Source organism: Paenibacillus sp. WG02 (genome assembly GCF_055396115.1).
In genome coordinates this window covers 5,761,802-5,782,211 of record NZ_AP036016.1, presented here as the reverse complement: position 1 = coordinate 5,782,211, position 20,410 = coordinate 5,761,802, and the positions used below count along the sequence as shown (strand labels likewise).

The following is a 20,410-nucleotide window of genomic DNA, read 5'->3' as shown; positions in this document are numbered from 1 at the left end:
AGTTTGTTTACCACATAGTGAGGTTTCCCAAACTGGGGATAAGCACCTGGAACATTACGCAAGTCGTGTACGAATTTTGCAGCAATATTTATTTTGAAAAACGGTAAAGCGCTTACAAATATGTGTGTAAGGAGCTTCGGATGAAGAGAGAGTCCGGGCTCAAGAAAGAAAGGATGAAGAAAATGACCGGTTTGTTGACTGGGATGAACAGAAAATGGATCGCTTTGATGTTATGTTTGATCATGGTAGGAGGGGGATTATTCGGACTAGCTCCACAGAAGGTGCAAGCGGCAGTATCGACCGTTAAAGTTCTATTAAAAGATAGCAACGGGAATCCGCTCGTAGGCGCAACTGTTGATTATTACGATGCGGGATGGAAAACGTTCGGAACGACCGATGCAGCGGGCATGGCAAGTAAGCCTTTAGTAGATCAATCGTATACATTTAATGTCACTTATGAAGGGACTAGAATGAATAAGGTGCAGCATACCGGTACCGATCCAGTGGTTGTATTTCAAACGGTGAATGTGAAGGTGGAGCTGAAGGATAGTCAGGGGAACCTGCTGAGCGGGGGCACAGCCTCCTATTATGCGGATGGCTGGAAAACCTTCGGAAATGTAACCGGCGGCCAAGTCAGCAAAGAGCTCCTTCCAGGCTCATATACCTTCAACGTGACATATGAAGGGACTAGAATGGATAAGGTGCAGCATACCGGTACCGATCCAGTGGTAGTATTTCAAACGGCGAATGTGAAGGTGCAGCTGAAGGATAGTCAGGGGAATCCGCTGAGCGGGGGCGAAGCCTCCTACTATGCGGATGGTTGGAAAACCTTTGGAAATGTAACCGGCGGCCAAGTCAGCAAAGAGCTTCTTCCAGGTTCTTATACTTTCAACGTTACTTATGAAGGAACTAAATTGGATAAGGTTCAGCATACCGGTACCAATCCAGTGGTTGTATTTCAGACTGTTAACGCCAGAGTACAGTTGAAGAACAGTCAGAATAATTTGCTGAACGGAGGCGTTGTGTCTTATTATGCGGATGGCTGGAGGGCATTCGGCACCACCGTGAGTGGCGAAGCGAGCAAGCAACTGCTGCCCGGCTCCTATACCTTCGCTATGAATTATGGAGGAACGACAACCCAGAAGGTAGGCGATCTTGCGGCAAATCCTATCGTATTGTTTCAGGTGCAAACGCCAGGTGTCATAGCTCCCAAACAATCCAATCAGTACGATCCGTTACCACAACCGCCGATGGATCGACCGCGTGTTTTGGTAAACAAGGAAACGCTTCCTGCTCTGAAAGAGAGATTGAAACTTGCGGCTTTTGATGATGTATGGGCGAGCATCAACACGAAAGCACAAAGACAGGTGGACGGCAACTTCCCCCCTAGAACAGGAACCGCATACACCAATATTGATGTAAGAACGGTAGAGGTAATGAAAGCCAATGCTGTTCGATATCTGATTTATGGAGATATGGCAGCGGGTCAAAAAGCGGTCCAGCTTGCTGTGAATATGGCGAATTCGGCACAATGGAACCCGAATCCGGATTCGACTGTCGTATTTAATGTAGGCAGAGAAGTAGGAAGCCTGATCTTCCTTGAATCTGTTGTCTATGATTGGTGCTATGCTCTTATGAATGACGGACAGAAATCAGCAATTCGCCAAGCGCTTGGCACTTGGGTGAGGAAAGGTCTTGAGTACCCGTATCCGATAAAGGAGAATGACAAGTACATTCTTGCCGGGCATGTCAACGGCGACGTGCATCATCAGTTTAAACTTGCTATGGCTATTGCGCTTTATGATACGAATCCCGAGTACTACAATGACATCGCGGACTTTATCTTGAATGTTAGCATGCCCGGATTCAATGTATTGCTCGATGCGGAAATGAGCTTTGAAGGCCCCGCCTACGGAGACAACAGGCTGAAGTATATCATGATGGGCAATCAGCTTTGGAAGGCCATTGGCGTTGAGCCGCTCACGGAGAAAGTCGGCTTGGCGCTCGACAGACAGGTTTATACCCGAAGATCGGACGGTTTTATCATGACGGAGGGCGATGACTTTAATACAGACTATCAATCGCCATGGAAAAGGTTCATTCAAGGTAACATCACAAACATGATAGCAGGCAGCATTTACAACAATCCGAGAGCGCAGAACGAGTTTTTAAAGCAGAAGACCTATCAGGATGAGTTGTATTATCTTCTTTTCTTTAATCCGAACGCGCCGTCGCAGTCCGTATATGATACGCCGCTATCCAGATACTTCCCCGCGCCGTATGGCTCCATCGTGGCAAGAACAGGCTGGGATGAAGATCAGGATTCCAAAGCGGTAGTCGCTGTCATGAATATCGGAGAAAGACTCCAGACCAACCATCAGCATTTCGACGCTGGCGCATTCTCCCTGTATTATAAAGGCGATCTGGCGATTGACTCAGGTATCTATCAGGGGAAAAATCCGGTAACCGGCGTTGAAATGGGATACGGCTCCGAACATGACCTGCAATATCATAAGCAGTCAATCGCGCATAATGTTGTGCAAATAAACGATCCGAATGCTCTTGAGAAGGGAACCTTCTCCCCATCAAATCAGCTCTATAATACCCAAATTCCAAGAACGATCGAGCAGTGGAATACCGACCGCAACTACCAAAGAGGAAAGATGATTTCTCACTCCATCGGAGATGATGAGATGTATCCAGATTACTCTTACATTAAGGGTGAGTTGAGTTTGGCCTATGGAGAGACTAGAACCAAGAATTATACGAGAAGCATGGCATTTTTGAATTTCAAGAATGATGAACATCCGGCTGCGATGATCGTATATGATAATATCAACACGCCAAATGCAAGCGCTGAGAAAAAATGGCTGCTCCATACCGCTTTTGAGCCTGTGGTTGAAGGCAGCAGATACACGAATGAAGTGACTGGGCGGGGCTACAACGGTAAGCTTGTCACCAACACGCTTCTGCCGAAGAGCAGTGATCTGAAGGTTGAAAAAATCGGCGGCCCTGGACGTGAATTTGAGGTTGATGGCGTTAATAAGCCGATTAAGTCCAACAATGAATCTAACATTGCCAGCATGGATGCGGGTAAATGGAGGATTGAGCTTTCTAATAAGGCTCCTGCTAACCAAACGCAGTTTTTAAATGTGATGCAGGTGATGGATGCTGTGTATGGCCCTGGACCGCAAGATGTTTCTTATTCTGAGACGGATGATTATGCAGGGGCCAGGATTCAGGATCGTGTTGTTTTTTTTGCAAAAGGCTTTGATCTGATCGATCAAGAAGCTACGATTACTTTCGATGGAGTGGCGAATCAGACCTATAAGATTTTGGTTACCGACCTGAAAGACGGATACTGGACAGCCGTGACGGAAAGCGGGACGGCTGCGGTGAAGTATAAAGCGGTCAAAGAAGGAAATTCGATCTATTTTGAGGGTAAACCAGGCACTTATACCTTACGGAACGCAGATTCAAGTATGCTTCCGCTCGCCGGCAAGGTTACGTCAGAACCGGTGGAGAGAAAGATCCGTGTCAGGATCGACTCACAGGGGCAGGAATTGGATGTTCAACCTACGCTGAACAATAATCTCGTGTTGGTTCCGATGAAAGGTGTCTTTGAAGCGCTGGGCATGGCGGTGGATTGGAATGCTACCACCCAAACGGCAACGGCAACCAAAGGAAGCTTGAAGATTGAGCTTGTAACGGGAAGCAATATGGCCAAGGTCAACGGTCAGAGTATGACCATGGACGCACCGGCAACCGGTGTTAATAACCAAATGCTTATTCCACATACATTTATTGAGAAAAGCATGCATTATAAAGTTACCTGGGATAGTGAAAATCAAGTCGTTGAGATTTTCACCCTTCCGCCGGTAGAGATGCTCCAATGGGAGAGAAAAGCGCTTGCACCAATTACCCCGATTCCGATAACAGACCTAAAAGAAATGAAGCATAAGAGCTTCACGGCAACTGTTAGTCCGGAAAATGTTCCGAAATTGTTTGACAATATCCAGTCCAATGCATCACGCTGGGCAGGTAATATTGGATCACATATTATATTTGATTTTGGAGAAACCATTCAACTTGAGAGATTTGACGTTGCGGTATATAACGGTCATACGAGATCAAGCAGGATCATGTTCTCTGTTTCGGAAGACGGTCAAAATTGGACACATGTGTACGGAGGAGATACCGTGGGAGACACCAGTGATTTTATTCCTTTCAACTTCCCGTCACTGAAATTCAAATACTTTAGAGTGGCAGTTTTCGGTTCAACAGACGCTCTATCGAATCCGGAATACGTATCATTCTCTGAGATGAAGTTCTTTGTGAAGAAGTAGAAATGAACTAACAGAATCCTAGGCAAGATATAAGACGATGGCGGGGCTGCTAATGTATTTTTCCTATGAAACCGCAGCCCCGCTTCTTTTAAATTATAAAGAAAGGGTGAAGAAAATGACCGATTTGTTGACTGGGATGAACAGAAAATGGATCGCTATGATGTTATGTTTGATCATGGTAGGAGGGGTGTTATTCGGATTAGCTCCACAGAAGGTACAAGCGGCAGTATCGACCGTTAAGGTTCAATTAAAAGATAGCAACGGGAATCCGCTCGTGGGCGCAACTGTTGATTATTATGATGCGGGATGGAAACCGTTCGGAACGACCGATGCAGGTGGGATGGTTAACAAGCCTCTGCCGGATCAATCGTATACGTTTCATGTCACTTATGAAGGGACCGGATTGGATAAGGTGCAGCATACTGGAATCGATCCAGTGGTAGTATTTCAAACGGCGAATGTGAAGGTGCAACTGAAGGATAGTCAGGGGAACCCACTGAGCGGTGGTACAGCCTCCTACTATGCGGATGGTTGGAAGAATTTAGGGAGTGTAACTGACGGCCAAGTCAGCAAAGAGCTTCTTCCAGGCTCTTATACCTTCAACGTCACTTATGAAGGGACCGGATTGGATAAGGTGCAGCATATTGGAATCGATCCAGTGGTAGTATTTCAAACGGCGAATGTGAAGGTGCAGCTGAAGGATAGTCAGGGGAACCCGTTGAACGGTGGCACAACCTCCTACTATGCGGATGGCTGGAAAGCCTTTGGAAATGTAACTGACGGCCAAGTCAGCAAAGAGCTTCTTCCAGGCTCTTATACCTTCAACGTGACGTATGAAGGAACTAAATTGGATAAGGTGCAGCATACCGGTACCAATCCAGTGGTTGTATTTCAGACTGTTAACGCCAGAGTACAGTTGAAGAACAGTCAGAATAATCTGCTGAACGGAGGCGTTGTGTCCTATTATGCGGATGGCTGGAGGGCATTCGGCACCACCGCCAATGGCGAAGCGAGCAAGCAACTGCTGCCCGGCTCCTATACCGTCGCTATGAATTATGGAGGAACGACAACCCAGAAGGTGGACGATCTTGCGGTAAATCCAATCGTATTGTTTCAGGTGCAAACGCCAGGCGTCGTAGCTCCCAAACAATCCGCCCAGTACGATCCGATTCCGCTGCCGCCGAACGATCGTCCGCGTGTTTTGGTCAATAAGGAAACGCTTCCGGCTCTGAAAGCGAGAGTGACACAAGCAGCGTTTACTAGTGTATGGAATAACATCAACATGAAAGCGCAAACCCAGGTGAACGGCAACCTTCCCCCTAGAACAGGATCTGCAAACACCAATATTGATAAAAATACGGTGGAAGTAATGAAAGCCAATGCTGTTCGATATCTGATTTATGGAGATGAACTAGCGGGGCAAAAAGCGGTTCAAATTGCTGTGAATATGGCCAATTCGGTGCAATGGAACCCGAATCCGGATTCGACCGTCGTATTTAATGTAGGCAGAGAAGTAGGAAGTCTGATCTTTCTTGAATCTGTTGTCTATGATTGGTGCTATGCTCTCATGAATGACGGACAGAAATCAGCAATTCGCCAAGCGCTTGGCACTTGGGTGAGGAATGGTCTTGAGTACCCGTATCCGATAAAGGAGAGTGACAAGTACATTCTTGCCGGGCATGTCAACGGCGACGTGCATCATCAGTTTAAACTTGCTATGGCTATTGCGCTTTATGATACGAATCCCGAGTACTACAATGACATCGCGGACTTTATCTTGAATGTTAGCATGCCGGGATTCAATGTATTGCTCGACGCCGAGATGATGTTCGAAGGCCCCGCCTACGGAGACAACAGGCTGAAGTATATCATGATGGGCAATCAGCTTTGGAAGGCCATTGGCGTAGAGCCGCTAACGGAGAAAGTCGGTTTGGCGCTCGACAGACAGGTGTACACCCGAAGATCGGACGGCTTTATCATGACGGAGGGAGATGACTTTAATACCGATTATCAAACGTCATGGAATAGATTTGTTCAAGGGAATATCACCAACATGCTGGCAGGCAGCATTTACAACAATCCGAGAGCGCAGAACGAGTTTTTAAAGCAGAAGACTTATGAAGATGATTTGTATTATCTTCTTTTCTTCAATCCAAACGCACCGTCGCAGTCCGTATATGATACACCGCTGTCCAGATACTTCCCCGCGCCGTATGGCTCCATGGTGGCGAGAACAGGCTGGGATGAAGATCAGGATTCCAAAGCGGTAGTCGCTGTCATGAATATCGGAGAAAGACTCCAGACCAACCATCAGCATTTCGACGCTGGCGCATTCTCCCTGTATTATAAAGGCGATCTGGCGATTGACTCAGGTATCTATCAGGGGAAAAATCCGGTAACCGGCGTTGAAATGGGATACGGCTCCGAGCATGACCTGCAATATCATAAGCAGTCAATCGCGCATAATGTTGTGCAAATAAACGATCCAAATGCTCTTGAGAAGGGAACCTACTCCCCATCAAATCAGCTCTATTATACCCAAATTCCAAGAACGATCGAGCAGTGGAATACCGACCGCAACTACCAAAGAGGAAAGATGATTTCTCACTCCATCGGAGATGATGAGATGTATCCTGATTACTCTTACATCAAGGGTGAGCTCAGTTTGGCCTATGGAAAGAGCAGAACCGAGAATTATACGAGAAGCATGGCCTTCTTGAATTTCAAGGATGATAAACATCCGGCTACTATGATCGTGTATGACAATATCAACACGCCGAATGCAAGCGTTGAGAAAAGATGGCTGCTCCATACCTTTTCCGAGCCCTTGGTGGAAGGCAGCAGATATACGAATGAAGTGACGGAGCGGAGCTATAACGGCAAGTTGGTTACCAACACGCTTCTGCCAAAGAGCAGTGATCTGAAGGTCGAAAAAATCGGCGGCCCTGGACGTGAATTTGAGGTTGATGGCGTGAATAAGCCAATTATGTCCACAAATCCATCCGACATTGCCACCATTGATGCAGGTAATTGGAGAATTGAGCTTTCTAATAAGGCTCCTGCTAACCAAACGCAGTTCTTAAATGTGATGCAGGTGATGGATGCTGTGTATGGCCCTACACCGCAAGATGTTTATTATTCTGAGACGGATGATTATGCAGGGGCCAGAATTCAGGATCGCGTTGTGTTTTTTGCAAAAGGCTTTGATCTGATCGATCAAGAAGCTACGATTACTTTCGATGGAGTGGCGAATCAGACCTATAAGATATTGGTTACCGACCTTGAAGACGGATACTGGACAGCCGTGATGGAAGGCGGGACGGCAGCGGTAAAGTATAAAGCGGTCGAAGAAGGAAATTCAATCTATTTTGAGGGTAAACCAGGCACTTATACCTTACGGAAAGCAGATTCAAGTATGCTTCCGCTCGCAGGCAAGGTTCCGTCAGAACCAGTGGAGAGAAAGATCCGCGTCAGGATTGATTCACAGGGGCAGGAATTGGATGTTCAACCTACGCTGAACAATAACCTCGTGATGGTTCCGATGAAAGGTGTCTTTGAAGCGCTGGGCATGGCGGTGGATTGGAATGCTACCACTCAAACGGCAACGGCAACCAAAGGAAACTTGACGATTAAGCTTGTAACGGGCAGCAATATCGCTAAGGTCAACGGTGTGAATAAAACTATGGACGCACCGGCAACTGGCGCTAATAACCAAATGCTTATTCCACATACTTTTATTCCGCAAAGCATGCGTTATAAAGCGACCTGGGATGTTGAAAAACAAGTCCTTGAGTTTGCCACTCTACCGCCGGTAGTGCCGCTGCAATGGCAGGCAAAAGCGCTTGCTCCAGTTACCCCGATTCCGATTGCAGACTTAAGAGAAATCAAATATAGGAGCTTCAGATCAACCGTTTCCCCGCAAAATGTTTGGAAAATGTTTGACAATGAGCAATCCAACGCATCACGCTGGTCAGGCGATATCGGGTCTCATATTATTTTCAATTTCGGAGAAACCATTCAATTGGAGAGGTTGGACGTAGCCGTGCATAACTACGGTAAAATGAGATCCAACAAGCTCATGTTCTCCGTTTCGGAAGACGGCGAAAATTGGACGCATGTGTACGGAGGAGTTACTGCGGCAAACGCCAGTGGTTTTATTCCTTTCAACTTCCCATCGCTGAACTGCAAATACTTCAGGGTAGCTGTTTTCGGTTCACCAGACGCTACAACGGACCCGGAATATGTATCTATCTCTGAGCTGAAGTTCTTTGTGAAGAAGTAGAAGTCATAATGAATTGGTAACGGAATTAAGGCGAAAATGCCGTACTTAGGGTTCTGCCCGTGGGTACGGCTTCTTTACTTGAGGATTGCCTTCTGAAGAAGGCAGTCGCTCCCGTCTTTGAAGAACCTTAATTCAGGACATGAAATCGAAAGATTGATGGGGTCCAAATTAAGAGCGGTTCCATTACAATTATCAATGGAGCGGTGCTACGATGAAAGGAATGGTTAGCAGATGAAAATAGATAAAATTGAGTTAAGACAGGTTCAAGTTCCCTTAAAGGCTCCATTCGAGACTAGCTTCGGACGAATGGACAAGAAGGGTTGTGTAATCGTCAGTGTACATAGCGACGGGATGATTGGGTATGGAGAAAGCGTAGCTTTCTCGGCCCCCTATTACAACGAGGAAACGACGGAAACGATCTGGTATATGCTGGAGCATTATTTAATTCCGGCATTAGTTGGCAGGGAAGTGATCAGCCCCGAGGAGATCTCGGTTTTATTCGCTCCCATTCGCCGTAACCATATGGCTATCGCTTCGATCGAGACGGCAGTCTGGGATTTGTATGCCAAACAGAATGGAATTTCCTTAGCGCATGCATTTGGAGGCAAGAAGCAAGAAATCGAGGTTGGTGTGAGTATCGGTATTGAGCCTACGATTGAACTGGTTGTTCAGAACGTAGAACGATTTCTGGAGCAAGGCTATAAGAGAATGAAGGTTAAGATTAAACCCGGTTTTGACATCCAATTAGTCGAAGCGATCCGCAAGCGATTTGGAGAAGAGTTGCCTCTGATGGTTGATGCGAATTCCGCCTATACACTTCACGATGTGCCTGTTTTGAAGGAGATGGATAATTATAAACTGATGATGATTGAGCAGCCGCTTGCGCATGATGATATTATCGAACATGCTGAGTTGCAGCGGGAACTGCGAACACCCGTGTGTCTGGATGAGAGTATTCACACCCTGGCAGATGCTCGTCATGCCATTGACCTTGGGAGCTGCCGGATCATGAATATTAAGATCGGCCGGGTAGGCGGATTGACGAATGCCAGGAAAATTCACGACCTTTGCATGCAACGAGGAATCCCGGTTTGGTGCGGAGGGATGCTTGAACTCGGTATAGGCCGTCTCCATAACATTGCACTTTCATCATTGTCAAATTTCGTAATACCTGGGGATGTATCGGCTTCAAAGCGATTTTGGGAGCAGGACATTGTTATACCGAACATTGAAATGGTTCGGCCAGGCATATTAGAAGTTCCAACTAACGTTGGTATCGGTCACGAAGTATGTGAGCAAACTCTTGAGCGATTGACAATTAGGAAGCTAACTAGGAGCGCTTAAGCGCTGTGAGAAGGGAGAATCGAGTGTATGTCCAAGTATGTGAAAATAAGTTGCTTAGCACCTCCGAATAAAGAGGTTGATTCTGGTCAGGGTTTGGAAGGCGTTGTTCTTCAAATGATAGCAAAATGGGAAAAGCATCTGCAACATGTCCTGCCGGAACAGCCTGATCTAATCGTATTGCCTGAGTGTTGTGATGATCCTCAGCTGAATGCCATGAGTCCAGAATGGCTGTACGATTTCTATCGCTATCGAGGGAACCGGATCCTCGATTTCTTCGTCGGGGTTGCGAGAACTCATCGGTGTTATATTGCTTATTCAGCCATGGTGGAGATGCAAGATGGTACCTTCCGTAATGCTACTCAGTTTATTGATCGTTCTGGAGATATTTGTGGCGTTTATAACAAGAATCATATTACGATTAGACAGAAGTCAACGTCCAACACGTTATACGGTAAAGAAGCTCAAGTGATTCAGACTGATTTTGGCCGTGTTGCTTGCATGATCTGCTTTGATATTAATTTTAATGAATTGTTAGAGCAATATGTGAAGCAAAAGCCTGATTTGATCTTGTTTTCCTCAGCTTACCATGGGGGCATGATGCAATCCTATTGGGCTTACACATGCAGGGCACATTTCGCGGGCGCAATATGGCGTCCGGACCCTTGTTCAATTCTAAACCCTGTAGGCGAAATCGTCGGGGAGAGTACGCTCTTTTATCCCTTCGTGACAAGGACGGTGAATATGGATTGTGCGGTCGTTCATTATGATTACAACTGGGAAAAGCTAGAATTAGTGAAACAGAAGTACGGCTCGAAAGTTCTCATCAGTGATCCAACCCGACTGAATGCGTTCGTGATCTCGAGCGAAACCGAGGAGTTCACGATTCAGGATATTGTGCAAGAATTTAACCTGGAATTATTGGATGATTATTGGATAAGATCACGGGCTGATCGTTTCAAGAGCGGTCATTTGGAGCCGTAATGACGGGCTCGATAAGGAGGGGAACTGTTTGACAGATGCTCATGACGATAGCGTTCACTATCGTTTAGTTACGGAAGTTAGAGAACTTAGCGAGGTTGTTGAGCTGCAGAAGATGGTGTGGGGACCCGATCCGGTCTCTTCCATGCAGCATATGCGTGCAGCGATCCTTCATGGAGGGGCGGTGATTGGAGCATTCTGTAAAGAGGCTCTCGTTGGATTCTGTTATGGCTTCATTGGCTATGATGGCAAGAGCCCTTACGTGGGTTCACACATGATGGCTATCCATCCTGCATATCGGGATAGAGGAGTAGGTATGCGTTTGAAGCTAGAGCAGCGGTTATGGGCGATGCAGGACATTAGCAAAATCGTATGGACCTTCGATCCTTTTGAATCAAGGAACGCCTATCTGAATATATACAAGCTTGGTGGAACAGTGTCTACATATATACCCAATTTCTACGGAATTGATACTGTCGGTTACCCTACGGATCGCTTCCTTGTGGAGTGGATGTTGTCTTCAGATCGTGTGGTGCACGCAATCAATAGGCAGCACAAGCTGATTGGTGACACGACCGACTATCCGCAACTTCTGGAAATCGAATATACAGATGGTAAGGTGACAGGTATTGTAGATATGGCAGCAAAGTCTCAGATAGGCAAGTCACATGGGCTGAGATTACCGATCCCACAGGCAGCGTCTAAGATAAGGCAAGCACAACCTGATCTGTATAAGGTTTGGCAGCAGCAATTCCGAGAGCTAGCCATGGCTGCTTTTGCTAATGGCTACGAAGTTGTATCATGCCAACAACCGGAACCTGAGGTTCAAGACTATGTGCTTGAAATGAAATTATGAAAGAAGCAATAGTGGCATGGCTTCACGCACATCGCCAAGAGTTGTTGATGACCTATGAAGAATTACATGCGTTAGCGGAAACAAGCTGGCAGGAGCACCAGACGACTCAGTATTTACGGCAGGTATTAGATATGATAGGGATCGAGTACGAGGGTTTCTCTACTCATACTGGTCTTGTAGCTCATTGGAATGGAAGCACGATACCGTCGCTTGATGAGGAGGCGAAAGGCTCTACAATCGCGCTTCGTACGGATATCGATGCTTTATGGCAGCAAGTGGATGGAGTAGGCAGAGCGAATCATTCTTGTGGTCATGATGCACATATGACTATGGTGTTGTTCGCCCTTAAGGTATTACGAGCAATTGGGTTCCAACCGATTGGAGAACTTAGGGTGTTGTTTCAACCTGCAGAGGAAGTTGGGGAAGGTGCGCTCAAGCTGCTTGAAGCAGGTAGTCTAGAAGACGTAGATTACTTATTAGGCATCCATTTGCGGCCTGCAAAGGAGCTTCCATATGGAAAAGCTTCCAGCGCCATCCATCACGGGGCTTGTGCCGTTATGGAAGGGAAGGTCATAGGCGTTCAGGCCCATTCTTCCCGACCAGATGACAGATTAAACGTGATTGAGGTGTTAGCTGACATCATACAGGCTATTCGCGTTGTCTCTGCAGACTATGCGACTGTCCCGGCTTCCTGTAAAGTGACTAAGCTTCATGTTCCAAATGGAAGCAGCAATATTATACCTGACTTTGGAACCTTCACCATTGATGTGCGCGCACAGACGAAAGTTGCTATGGACACTTTACTTCCTAAGTTAGAAGCTGCTGTTCACACAGTTGGCAAGGCGTACGGCATCTCTATAGAGCTTCATATGACCTCCCGTATGGTAGCTGCCCGACCTAATCCCTATCTTGAAGCTCTAGTTGGAGATATAATATCAGAGCTCCTTGGAGATGCTGGTTTGGCTCAGCCTCCATTGACGCCAGGTGGGGAAGATTTTCATTTTTATCCCTTACACAAGCCAGAACTTCACGCCACCATGATCGGCCTCGGCTGCGGTTTACTTCCTGGGCTTCATCATCCGCAGATGCAATTTAATTTAGATGCATTGGAGATTGGTGCAGGGCTCTTGGCCTTATCTGTAATTAGGATAAGCTCAGATTTATCTAATTAAATAGAGCCACTCTTGTTCTACCTTCATAAATGAGTAACTCCCCATCCTCTCAGTCATATAACAAGCGGGCCACATGGCCCGCCAATTTGTTTTGCTGCCCATGCACTGCTCAGAAATCCCCCCTCTAATATTCATATGGAATCCGACAATGTCTGACAAGCGTACAAGCGCTCTGCGTATTTAATTTCAGACGCCTCCTGTTTAAAGGAAGGAATACCGCTTTCTTTGCCGCGTTGAAAATGGCTGTTCCTCAAAGGAATTGTGCAAAAGAATCGTGGAAAAGGGAAAGCGCCAACTGAAATGCCATGCAATAATCTTTTCAGAACTAATCTGGGTGTGCGATATTGTTTACACTATATAACTTGTTTGATAAAATATACCTAAGTTCGATATTGTAAAACAGATATTCATGAAAAGGTGGGGAGGTTCAATGAAAAATATTCATTCGATCCTTTTTATCAGGAACAAATCGAATTCCCTCTTCCTACGGCTGGTTGTGGGTTTTTTATGTATTGTTCTTCTGCTGGCTTCCCTTACGTTCTACGCCATCTCGATTTCCCAAAAAAATATTAAACAGGAAATTGTCAAATACAACACGATGATGCTTAACAACACAAGGGACAGCTATGAAAAACACTTGGATCTCATCAAACGGCAAATGTATCTGTTTTTTATCAATAAAGAAATTCAAAATCTGAAAGATAGCCCCAAATACGAAAAGCTCCCCGACATTGTGGCGGAAATTAATACATGGACAACCAATCCCTATCTGTTTATCAATAATATTGTTTTATATTCAAAGCGTGAAGAACTTGTTCTGGAGAAGGCGACAAGTACGAATGCTGATAGGATGTTCAACGTATTTTATACGAGCAGTGAATATCCACTGGACTTTTGGAGGCAGCAGTTCAATGAACCTTATATGAGTCGGATCTTGCCATCTGCCCATTTTTCGAATAATATGTATCGCACTAGCCCACAGTTGATGGGCGAGTTAATTCCGATCATTATCAGAAACAAAGAAAATCAGGATTTGTATATGATCGTTTTTATTGATGCTATTAAAATGTACAAAGCGTTTCATCAAAGCATCTATAATGACTTTATCATATATGACGAGGACGGAAAGACCATTTTCAAGATAGCGGAACAGGGGCCTTTCATTGCCTTTGAAGATCTGCAGAAATACGGAAGCCGTGAGTTCATCAAGGATAAAAAGTATTATTTTCTGATAAAAGGAGAAGGTACTGGTTTAACGTATGTCTACCGGGTGCCTGTTGAACAAATTGTAAATCAAACCCGATTGAATATCACACTTATTGTGATTATTGTGGCAGCGATTACGCTCAGCATCCTATTCTCGTTCCTGTTTGCTGCACGAATCAATAACCCGTTGAAGAAAGTGATCGAATCGATACGCCATATGAACGACGAAGTCCCCTATCGGTCGAATATCAAGGAGTTTGATATTATCAGTGGTGAAATACATGATCATACAATGATACGTAAGCAGATGTCATTTATAAACCATTTAAAAGAAATTCGAAATCATGATCACGATACCATGAAACTCGACTTTACTAACAAGCCGTTCGTCTTTGTGCTTTTTCAAATCCAACGTTACAAAAGCGATTTGAATACGCAAGCTTTAGTCCAGAAATGGCTGTATTATATTAAGATATTTATAGATAGCAAGCTAAGACCAACATTTCCTGATTCTCTAACGTTTCAAATCGAACGTGATCAGATTTTAAGTTTAGTGTTCACCAAACAATTGCCTGACTTAACGGAACTGCTTAGTCAAATGAAAGAGGTATTCGATCATGATAAGGAATACGGTGTCGTTACGATTGCGATCACATCGGTTTATTTGACTTCGGATCAATTGTCTGCAGCCTATGAGGAAGTCCAAGAACTGTTGGGAGAACGTCTATTAATCGACGAAACGCAAATTATACATAAGCGTGCTGCGACACAAGTTGCGGTCGGCTTTTCTCCTGATCAGGAAAAGGAGTTTGAAGTTCATTTGAAAGCAGGCAATACCCAGCAGCTAGTTGCACTTCTGGAGCATTTGTTTGTTCGATGGCAAAGTAAAGGTCTGACGGCGGCTGGCATGATGCGGTTTGCCGAATCTCTGATCGGCAAGATCCAGAATGCGACAACGCCCTTTCCTCTTGATCCGGACGGATTGGATGTCATTCTTGAGAAAGCAGTAGAAAGAATACAACGATGCTGCACGATCGGGGAACTGGAGTTTCTGCTAATTGAATGGGTGACGAAGACAGCAGAAGCCGTGCAGGAAAAAAAAGAAGAAAAGTACCCGGTTACATCTTTTGTTATTGATTATATTAACGAGCACTTAGCAGAAGATATATATTTGGATCTACTGGCGGAAAAGGTAAAGATGAGCAGTGGATACTTGTCCTCCTATTTCAAGGGAAAAACCGGTAAGAATATCGTAGACTATATCAATGAAACTCGAATCACGAAAGCGACAAGTCTTCTGGCCGATAATCAAACTAAAATTCTTGAAGCTGCGCAGGCAGTTGGATACCAAAATATCACGTCATTTAATCGTATGTTCAAGAAATATACCGGGTTAACGCCAAGCGAATACCGAAAAAAGTACGATTCCGTTTCTGAAAAAAAAGTCCCGTAGAGGGACTTTTTTTTGATTTGTATGAAAACCTCATACTGCGGAATCCATGCAATGGGCGATTTTGCGAAAGCTGGTATTATTTTAAGAAAACCGTAAAGTAGTTGCAGGCTCAACAGTTCCGTACATTTACCTAACAGCTATCAATGGCTTAAGATGACGCTATCAAGAGGAGGTGCAGCGATTGAAACGGGTTTCGTGAGTGATTGGGTAATTGTTATTAGCTGAAAAAATAATAAAGGTGGGTGGATTTGACTTGAAGCGAATAAAGAAAAGTAATTTTAAGATGCTAGTATTAGTCCTTATACTCGTGATCATTGCAGGTTGTTCCATGAATGGAAGCAAAACGAAAACGGGAGAGGAATCACCTAAACCAAGCGAATTAACCAAGGTCAAACTGCCAGAAGCGGCAAGTCTTCGTCTATTAACGGAACTCTCACCAGCATGGCCGGTTAAGAAAGATTGGGCCGTATGGAAATGGGTGAAGGAGAAGACGAATATCACGATCTTGCAGGAGACGCAAACAGGACCGGAGTCAGTAGCGCTTTCGATCGCATCGGGAGATATGCCTGACCTGTACTCTGTTTACCCTGATGAAGCTCAGAAGTATGGAGCCCAAGGTGCTTTCCTCGACTTGTCTAAATATATGGACAAGATGCCTAATGTAAAAGCATTTTTAGCCTCCAGACCTGATGTCGCCCAAAGATTGACGTCACCAGGAGGGGAAAAGTACGAATTGCTCAACGATGGTGCAGGTGCAGGAAACATGAGGGTCTGGTTTTATAGGGATGATATCTTCAAGAAGCATTCTCTGAACGAGCCGAAAACGTGGGAAGAGTTATATGAAACATCGAAGAAACTGAAACAGCTATACCCAGACAGCTATCCGTTTGTTTTCCGCCATGGATTGAATACCCTAGGTGCTTTTGGTCCGTCATTTGGTTTGTATCCGACGTTTTTCGAGGAAAAGGATACGGGTAAGTTCAAGTATGGGGTGAACGATCCGACTTTCAAAACAATGATTGAATATTTGAACAAATTTTACAAGGAAGGGCTAATCCCACCAGACTGGCTCTCCATGGACTATAAGGCATGGACACAATTTATGACGACGAACAAGTCGTTCATCACAATTCAATATATCCCACAAATCGAAATCATGAACAATCAGCTTCAGAATGGCGCTCATTTGAAGTTTATGCCGCCGCCGCTTGGAGCTGGCAGCAAAGCATACATTCCCAAAGCAGATTTTGATGTTTTAGGATTTGCCGTATCCTCAAAAACGAAAAACTTGGATGCTGCACTGCGTTACCTCGATTTTATCTATTCCAAAGAAGGAAAGGACATCCTTAGCTGGGGTAAAGAAGGGGAAACCTATACAATCGAAAACGGTAAACGGAAGTTTATGCCGCAATTCAAAGAAGTTGTTGACCTGGCCAAAGAAGCGGGTATTATGACAGCAGGCACTTACGGGATAGCCGATGCTAATGCCGTGATGTCGCTCAGAAGTGATAATGAACAATATTCCTACAAGGAGGCAGAGAAATATCAATACCCTGTTGTTGGGGTCCTGCCTATGCTAAAAGAAGAAGAGAGAGCTGCGATCGCGGTAGATCAGGATAAGGTGACCAAATTCTATGAGACATCCGTTGCTAAATTTATTCTGGGACAAACACCAATGACGCAATGGGACGCATTCATCAGTGAGTTGAATAAGCTCGGAGTGCAGAAGATCATAGATACCTATCAGGTTGGGTTGGATCGGGTTAAAGTGAAGAAGTGATTGCATGAAGATGATAGGGCTGGCAATCAGGTTGATGAGCCTCCAGCCCTATCCATTTCTTTTTGGAAGGAGACACTGTATGAAGCTATCCATCTTCAGGCAGTTGAAGCGTGATCAGACCTATGTGCTTCTGCTGGCACCTGTGTTGATCTATTACATCCTGTTCAAGTATGTTCCTATGTTCGGCATTAGTATATCTTTCCTGGATTACAATATGTTTAAGGGATTTTTGGCGAGTCCATGGGTTGGATTTAAACATTACAAGATATTCTTCGAAAACCGTGATGCCTTAGTCATTATCAAGAATACGATTCTCCTTGGGGGATATAATCTCTTTTTTGGATTTCCTGCACCGATCATTCTAGCCCTTTTGCTTAATGAGCTTAGGAGTTCAATATACAAACGATTCGTACAGACGGTTAGCTATCTTCCCCATTTTTTGTCCAGTGTAGTGGTTTCTAGCATGATTGTCATGCTATTATCCCCGAGCACTGGTTGGATCAGCCATGCGATGCAAGGGCTCGGGCTCCCAACTATCGATTTTTTACAGCAGGCAGATTGGTTTCGTACGATCTACATCAGCTCAGAAGTATGGCAGCAGGTTGGCTGGGGCTCCATTATCTATCTAGCGGCCTTAACAACAATTGACCCACAACTGTATGAGGCGTCAAAAATGGATGGCGCAGGTAGGTGGAAGCAAACCTTGCATGTATCATTGCCGGGGATTGCGCCGGCTATTGTTATCCTGTTCATCTTGCAGATCGGTCATGTACTGGAAATTGGTTTTGAAAAGGTATTTCTGCTATCCAATGCAGCTACTTACGACACTTCGGACGTTATCGCCACATATGTGTACCGGGTTGGTATTATACAAGGTGGATTTAGCTATGCTACGGCGATCGATTTATTCATGGGTGTCATCGGTTTTCTGCTTGTTTATATAAGCAATAAGATTAGCCGCAGATTAGGGGAAACCAGCTTATGGTAAGGGAGAAGCTATTGTATGAATAAGCGTATTCGTCTTTTCGATATTGTTAATGTTCTGTTGATGGGAATCGTCGTTTGCTCCATGCTGTTTCCTTTCATCCATATGGCAGCGGTTTCCATAAGTTCTTCGGAGTATGTACTTAAAAATGAAATTACTCTATGGCCCAAAGGTATCAAATTTGATACATATACTGCTGTTCTAAGGGACAAACGTATTCTCGTTGGCTACAAAAATACAATCATTTATGTGGTGCTAGGAACTACGCTCTCGCTGATATTCACAACGATGGGAGCTTATGCATTGTCCAGAAAAAATCTAGTATTCGGTAAAACGTTTATGCTGATGATCGTATTCACTATGCTGTTCAACGGCGGCATGATTCCAACTTATCTCGTTATACGCAGTTATGGTTTGTTGAATACGATATGGGCAATGGTGTTGCCAGGACTTGTGTCTTCCTATTACCTGATCATCATGCGCACATTTTTTCAAGGAATTCCTCGGGAGCTCGAGGAGTCCGGTAGAATAGATGGGTTATCCAATTTTGGCATCCTGCTAAGAATCGTTCTCCCTTTAACGAAGCCCGTGATGATGACGATCTCGTTATTCTACGCTGTGGCGATTTGGGGCAACTTCTTCTCCGCGCTTCTCTATTTACGGGATCCAAACTTGTTCCCGCTCCAGGTAGCGGTTCGGAATATCGTCCTGATTGGTCAAGTCGAAGAAAATACCGTAAGTTCTGCCATCGGGAATAAGGCGCTCGTATTGGAATCGCTGAAGTATACGGTTATTCTCGTTAGCACACTACCAATTCTGATGGTTTACCCTTTTATTCAGAAGCACTTTGTTAAAGGTGCCATGATTGGTTCCGTAAAAGGTTGAGTGATGGCCTCTTCGGAAAAATTTTAATTTTGCAGTATAAGGGAGGAGGTGGATAATGGTTGAATCATTTTGGAAGAGTAGATTAGTAGAGATAGAGGAATGTATGTCAACTGTTTCAAAGGGGAATGCAAGCGTATTGACATCTTCGGCAGGCGATAGAGACATTTATATGGTGGAATACGGTTTGAAAGAGGACTTCGGTCGACGAGCCAATTATAATTCGGCTTGCGGCGCGATGGACCCTGAGCATTATGCGCGCAAAGGCTTGGACGCCAAACCGGTTCTTCTTATTGTAGGCGGCATACATGGAGGCGAGCTCGAAGGGATCGTCGGAGTCATGAATCTGATCCATTTACTGGAGATGGGGGTCGATTATCGGGGGAGGAGGAACGATTATCTATACGAAAATGCGCATCGTTTCAGGCTTCTGCTTATTCCCTGTATGAATCCTGACGGTCGAGCTCGACTCCCTGTTGATACATTGATTGATGTGCCTTATGAACAGTTTGTGTATTACATGCAAGGCTCTTGGAAAGACGGCACGCTATGTAGATGGCCAGACTGTAAGGCTGTTCACCCGATCAAAGATGCTTCCGACTTTTTGGGATCGTACTTTAATGATGATGGCATCAACATGATGCATGACAATTTCTTTGCTCCGATGGCAAAGGAGACCGGGGCGTTGCTCGGATTGTCGGAGAGAGAAGCGGTCGATTTCTCTGTATTGTTGCACGGTGGAGCCAATACTGAAATTCACTTTCCTGCGATTCATTATTTACCTTACCTAATCATGAAGAGGCAGCAGGCATTTAATTCGAGTATCGAAGCTGCATATAGGAGGCAGGGGCTTCCGTTTAGCTTACAGAATCAAGTCGTAGTGGATGGGGAACAACCCGCATGTCCGTCATTTAATTTGACATCAGCTCTCCATCATACATGCGGTGGTTTGAGTATGACGTTCGAATCTAACATGGGACTTGAAGCGCCGGGAGTTAAACTGACAGCTGATGAAATTCTTGATAGCCACTTCGTTTTATTCGAAGAGATGTTCCGGTTTGCAATGAAATAGGCATGGTAAGAAAAGATGAACATTCCGCCGTTCAGTTGATTGATCTGGCGGCGG

The 20,410-nt window shown here is 45.0% G+C and carries 11 protein-coding genes; all 11 read left to right on the top strand.

The annotated features are described in order from the left end of the window. Positions 1–140: 140 nt before the first annotated feature. The 11 genes from ACBP55_RS26220 (at position 141) to ACBP55_RS26170 (ending at position 20,356) form a co-directional block, all read left to right on the top strand. Complete coding sequence (locus ACBP55_RS26220) at positions 141–4,346, top strand: stalk domain-containing protein (protein ID WP_464645811.1); 4,206 nt, start codon at positions 141–143, stop codon at positions 4,344–4,346. A 52-nt stretch (positions 4,347–4,398) separates the two neighbouring features. Next, positions 4,399–8,628, top strand: a complete 4,230-nt coding sequence (locus ACBP55_RS26215; protein WP_464645810.1) for a stalk domain-containing protein — start codon at positions 4,399–4,401, stop codon at positions 8,626–8,628. 231 nt (positions 8,629–8,859) lie between these two features. Beyond that, on the top strand, positions 8,860–9,972 hold the full coding sequence (menC, locus tag ACBP55_RS26210; RefSeq protein WP_464645809.1) for an o-succinylbenzoate synthase: 1,113 nt from the start codon (positions 8,860–8,862) through the stop codon (positions 9,970–9,972). Between the two features lie 27 nt (positions 9,973–9,999). Continuing rightward, positions 10,000–10,953: a carbon-nitrogen hydrolase family protein gene (locus ACBP55_RS26205; RefSeq protein WP_464645808.1), complete on the top strand. Its 954-nt coding sequence runs from the start codon at positions 10,000–10,002 to the stop codon at positions 10,951–10,953. A 28-nt stretch (positions 10,954–10,981) separates the two neighbouring features. Beyond that, a complete protein-coding gene (locus ACBP55_RS26200; protein ID WP_464645807.1) occupies positions 10,982–11,806 on the top strand; it encodes a GNAT family N-acetyltransferase in 825 nt (274 codons plus the stop codon). Next, positions 11,803–12,978, top strand: a complete 1,176-nt coding sequence (locus tag ACBP55_RS26195; protein WP_464645806.1) for an amidohydrolase — start codon at positions 11,803–11,805, stop codon at positions 12,976–12,978. The genes ACBP55_RS26200 and ACBP55_RS26195 overlap by 4 nt, the downstream gene beginning before the upstream one ends. Before the next feature lie 430 nt (positions 12,979–13,408). Further along, entirely contained in the window at positions 13,409–15,637 is a 2,229-nt protein-coding gene (locus ACBP55_RS26190; protein WP_464645805.1) for a helix-turn-helix domain-containing protein, read from the top strand. A gap of 253 nt (positions 15,638–15,890) precedes the next feature. Further along, entirely contained in the window at positions 15,891–17,417 is a 1,527-nt protein-coding gene (locus ACBP55_RS26185) for an extracellular solute-binding protein (RefSeq protein WP_464645804.1), read from the top strand. A 79-nt stretch (positions 17,418–17,496) separates the two neighbouring features. Continuing rightward, positions 17,497–18,405, top strand: coding sequence for an ABC transporter permease (locus ACBP55_RS26180; RefSeq protein WP_464645803.1), 909 nt, complete (start codon positions 17,497–17,499; stop codon positions 18,403–18,405). Positions 18,406–18,420: 15 nt separating this feature from the next. After that, positions 18,421–19,287, top strand: coding sequence for a carbohydrate ABC transporter permease (locus tag ACBP55_RS26175; RefSeq protein WP_464645802.1), 867 nt, complete (start codon positions 18,421–18,423; stop codon positions 19,285–19,287). A gap of 55 nt (positions 19,288–19,342) precedes the next feature. Next, positions 19,343–20,356 (top strand): M14 family zinc carboxypeptidase, encoded by a 1,014-nt coding sequence (locus ACBP55_RS26170; protein WP_464645801.1) that lies wholly within the window; start codon positions 19,343–19,345, stop codon positions 20,354–20,356. The last annotated feature ends 54 nt before the right edge of the window (positions 20,357–20,410 follow it).

What these genes read in the sequence shown, in the direction of transcription:
- ACBP55_RS26190 (WP_464645805.1), top strand. Translation starts at nt 13,409, where the DNA reads ATGAAAAATATTCATTCGATCCTTTTTATCAGGAACAAATCGAATTCC.
- ACBP55_RS26205 (WP_464645808.1), top strand. Translation starts at nt 10,000, where the DNA reads ATGTCCAAGTATGTGAAAATAAGTTGCTTAGCACCTCCGAATAAAGAG.
- ACBP55_RS26180 (WP_464645803.1), top strand. Translation starts at nt 17,497, where the DNA reads ATGAAGCTATCCATCTTCAGGCAGTTGAAGCGTGATCAGACCTATGTG.
- menC (WP_464645809.1), top strand. Translation starts at nt 8,860, where the DNA reads ATGAAAATAGATAAAATTGAGTTAAGACAGGTTCAAGTTCCCTTAAAG.
- ACBP55_RS26195 (WP_464645806.1), top strand. Translation starts at nt 11,803, where the DNA reads ATGAAAGAAGCAATAGTGGCATGGCTTCACGCACATCGCCAAGAGTTG.
- ACBP55_RS26220 (WP_464645811.1), top strand. Translation starts at nt 141, where the DNA reads ATGAAGAGAGAGTCCGGGCTCAAGAAAGAAAGGATGAAGAAAATGACC.
- ACBP55_RS26175 (WP_464645802.1), top strand. Translation starts at nt 18,421, where the DNA reads ATGAATAAGCGTATTCGTCTTTTCGATATTGTTAATGTTCTGTTGATG.
- ACBP55_RS26170 (WP_464645801.1), top strand. Translation starts at nt 19,343, where the DNA reads ATGGTTGAATCATTTTGGAAGAGTAGATTAGTAGAGATAGAGGAATGT.
- ACBP55_RS26215 (WP_464645810.1), top strand. Translation starts at nt 4,399, where the DNA reads ATGTATTTTTCCTATGAAACCGCAGCCCCGCTTCTTTTAAATTATAAA.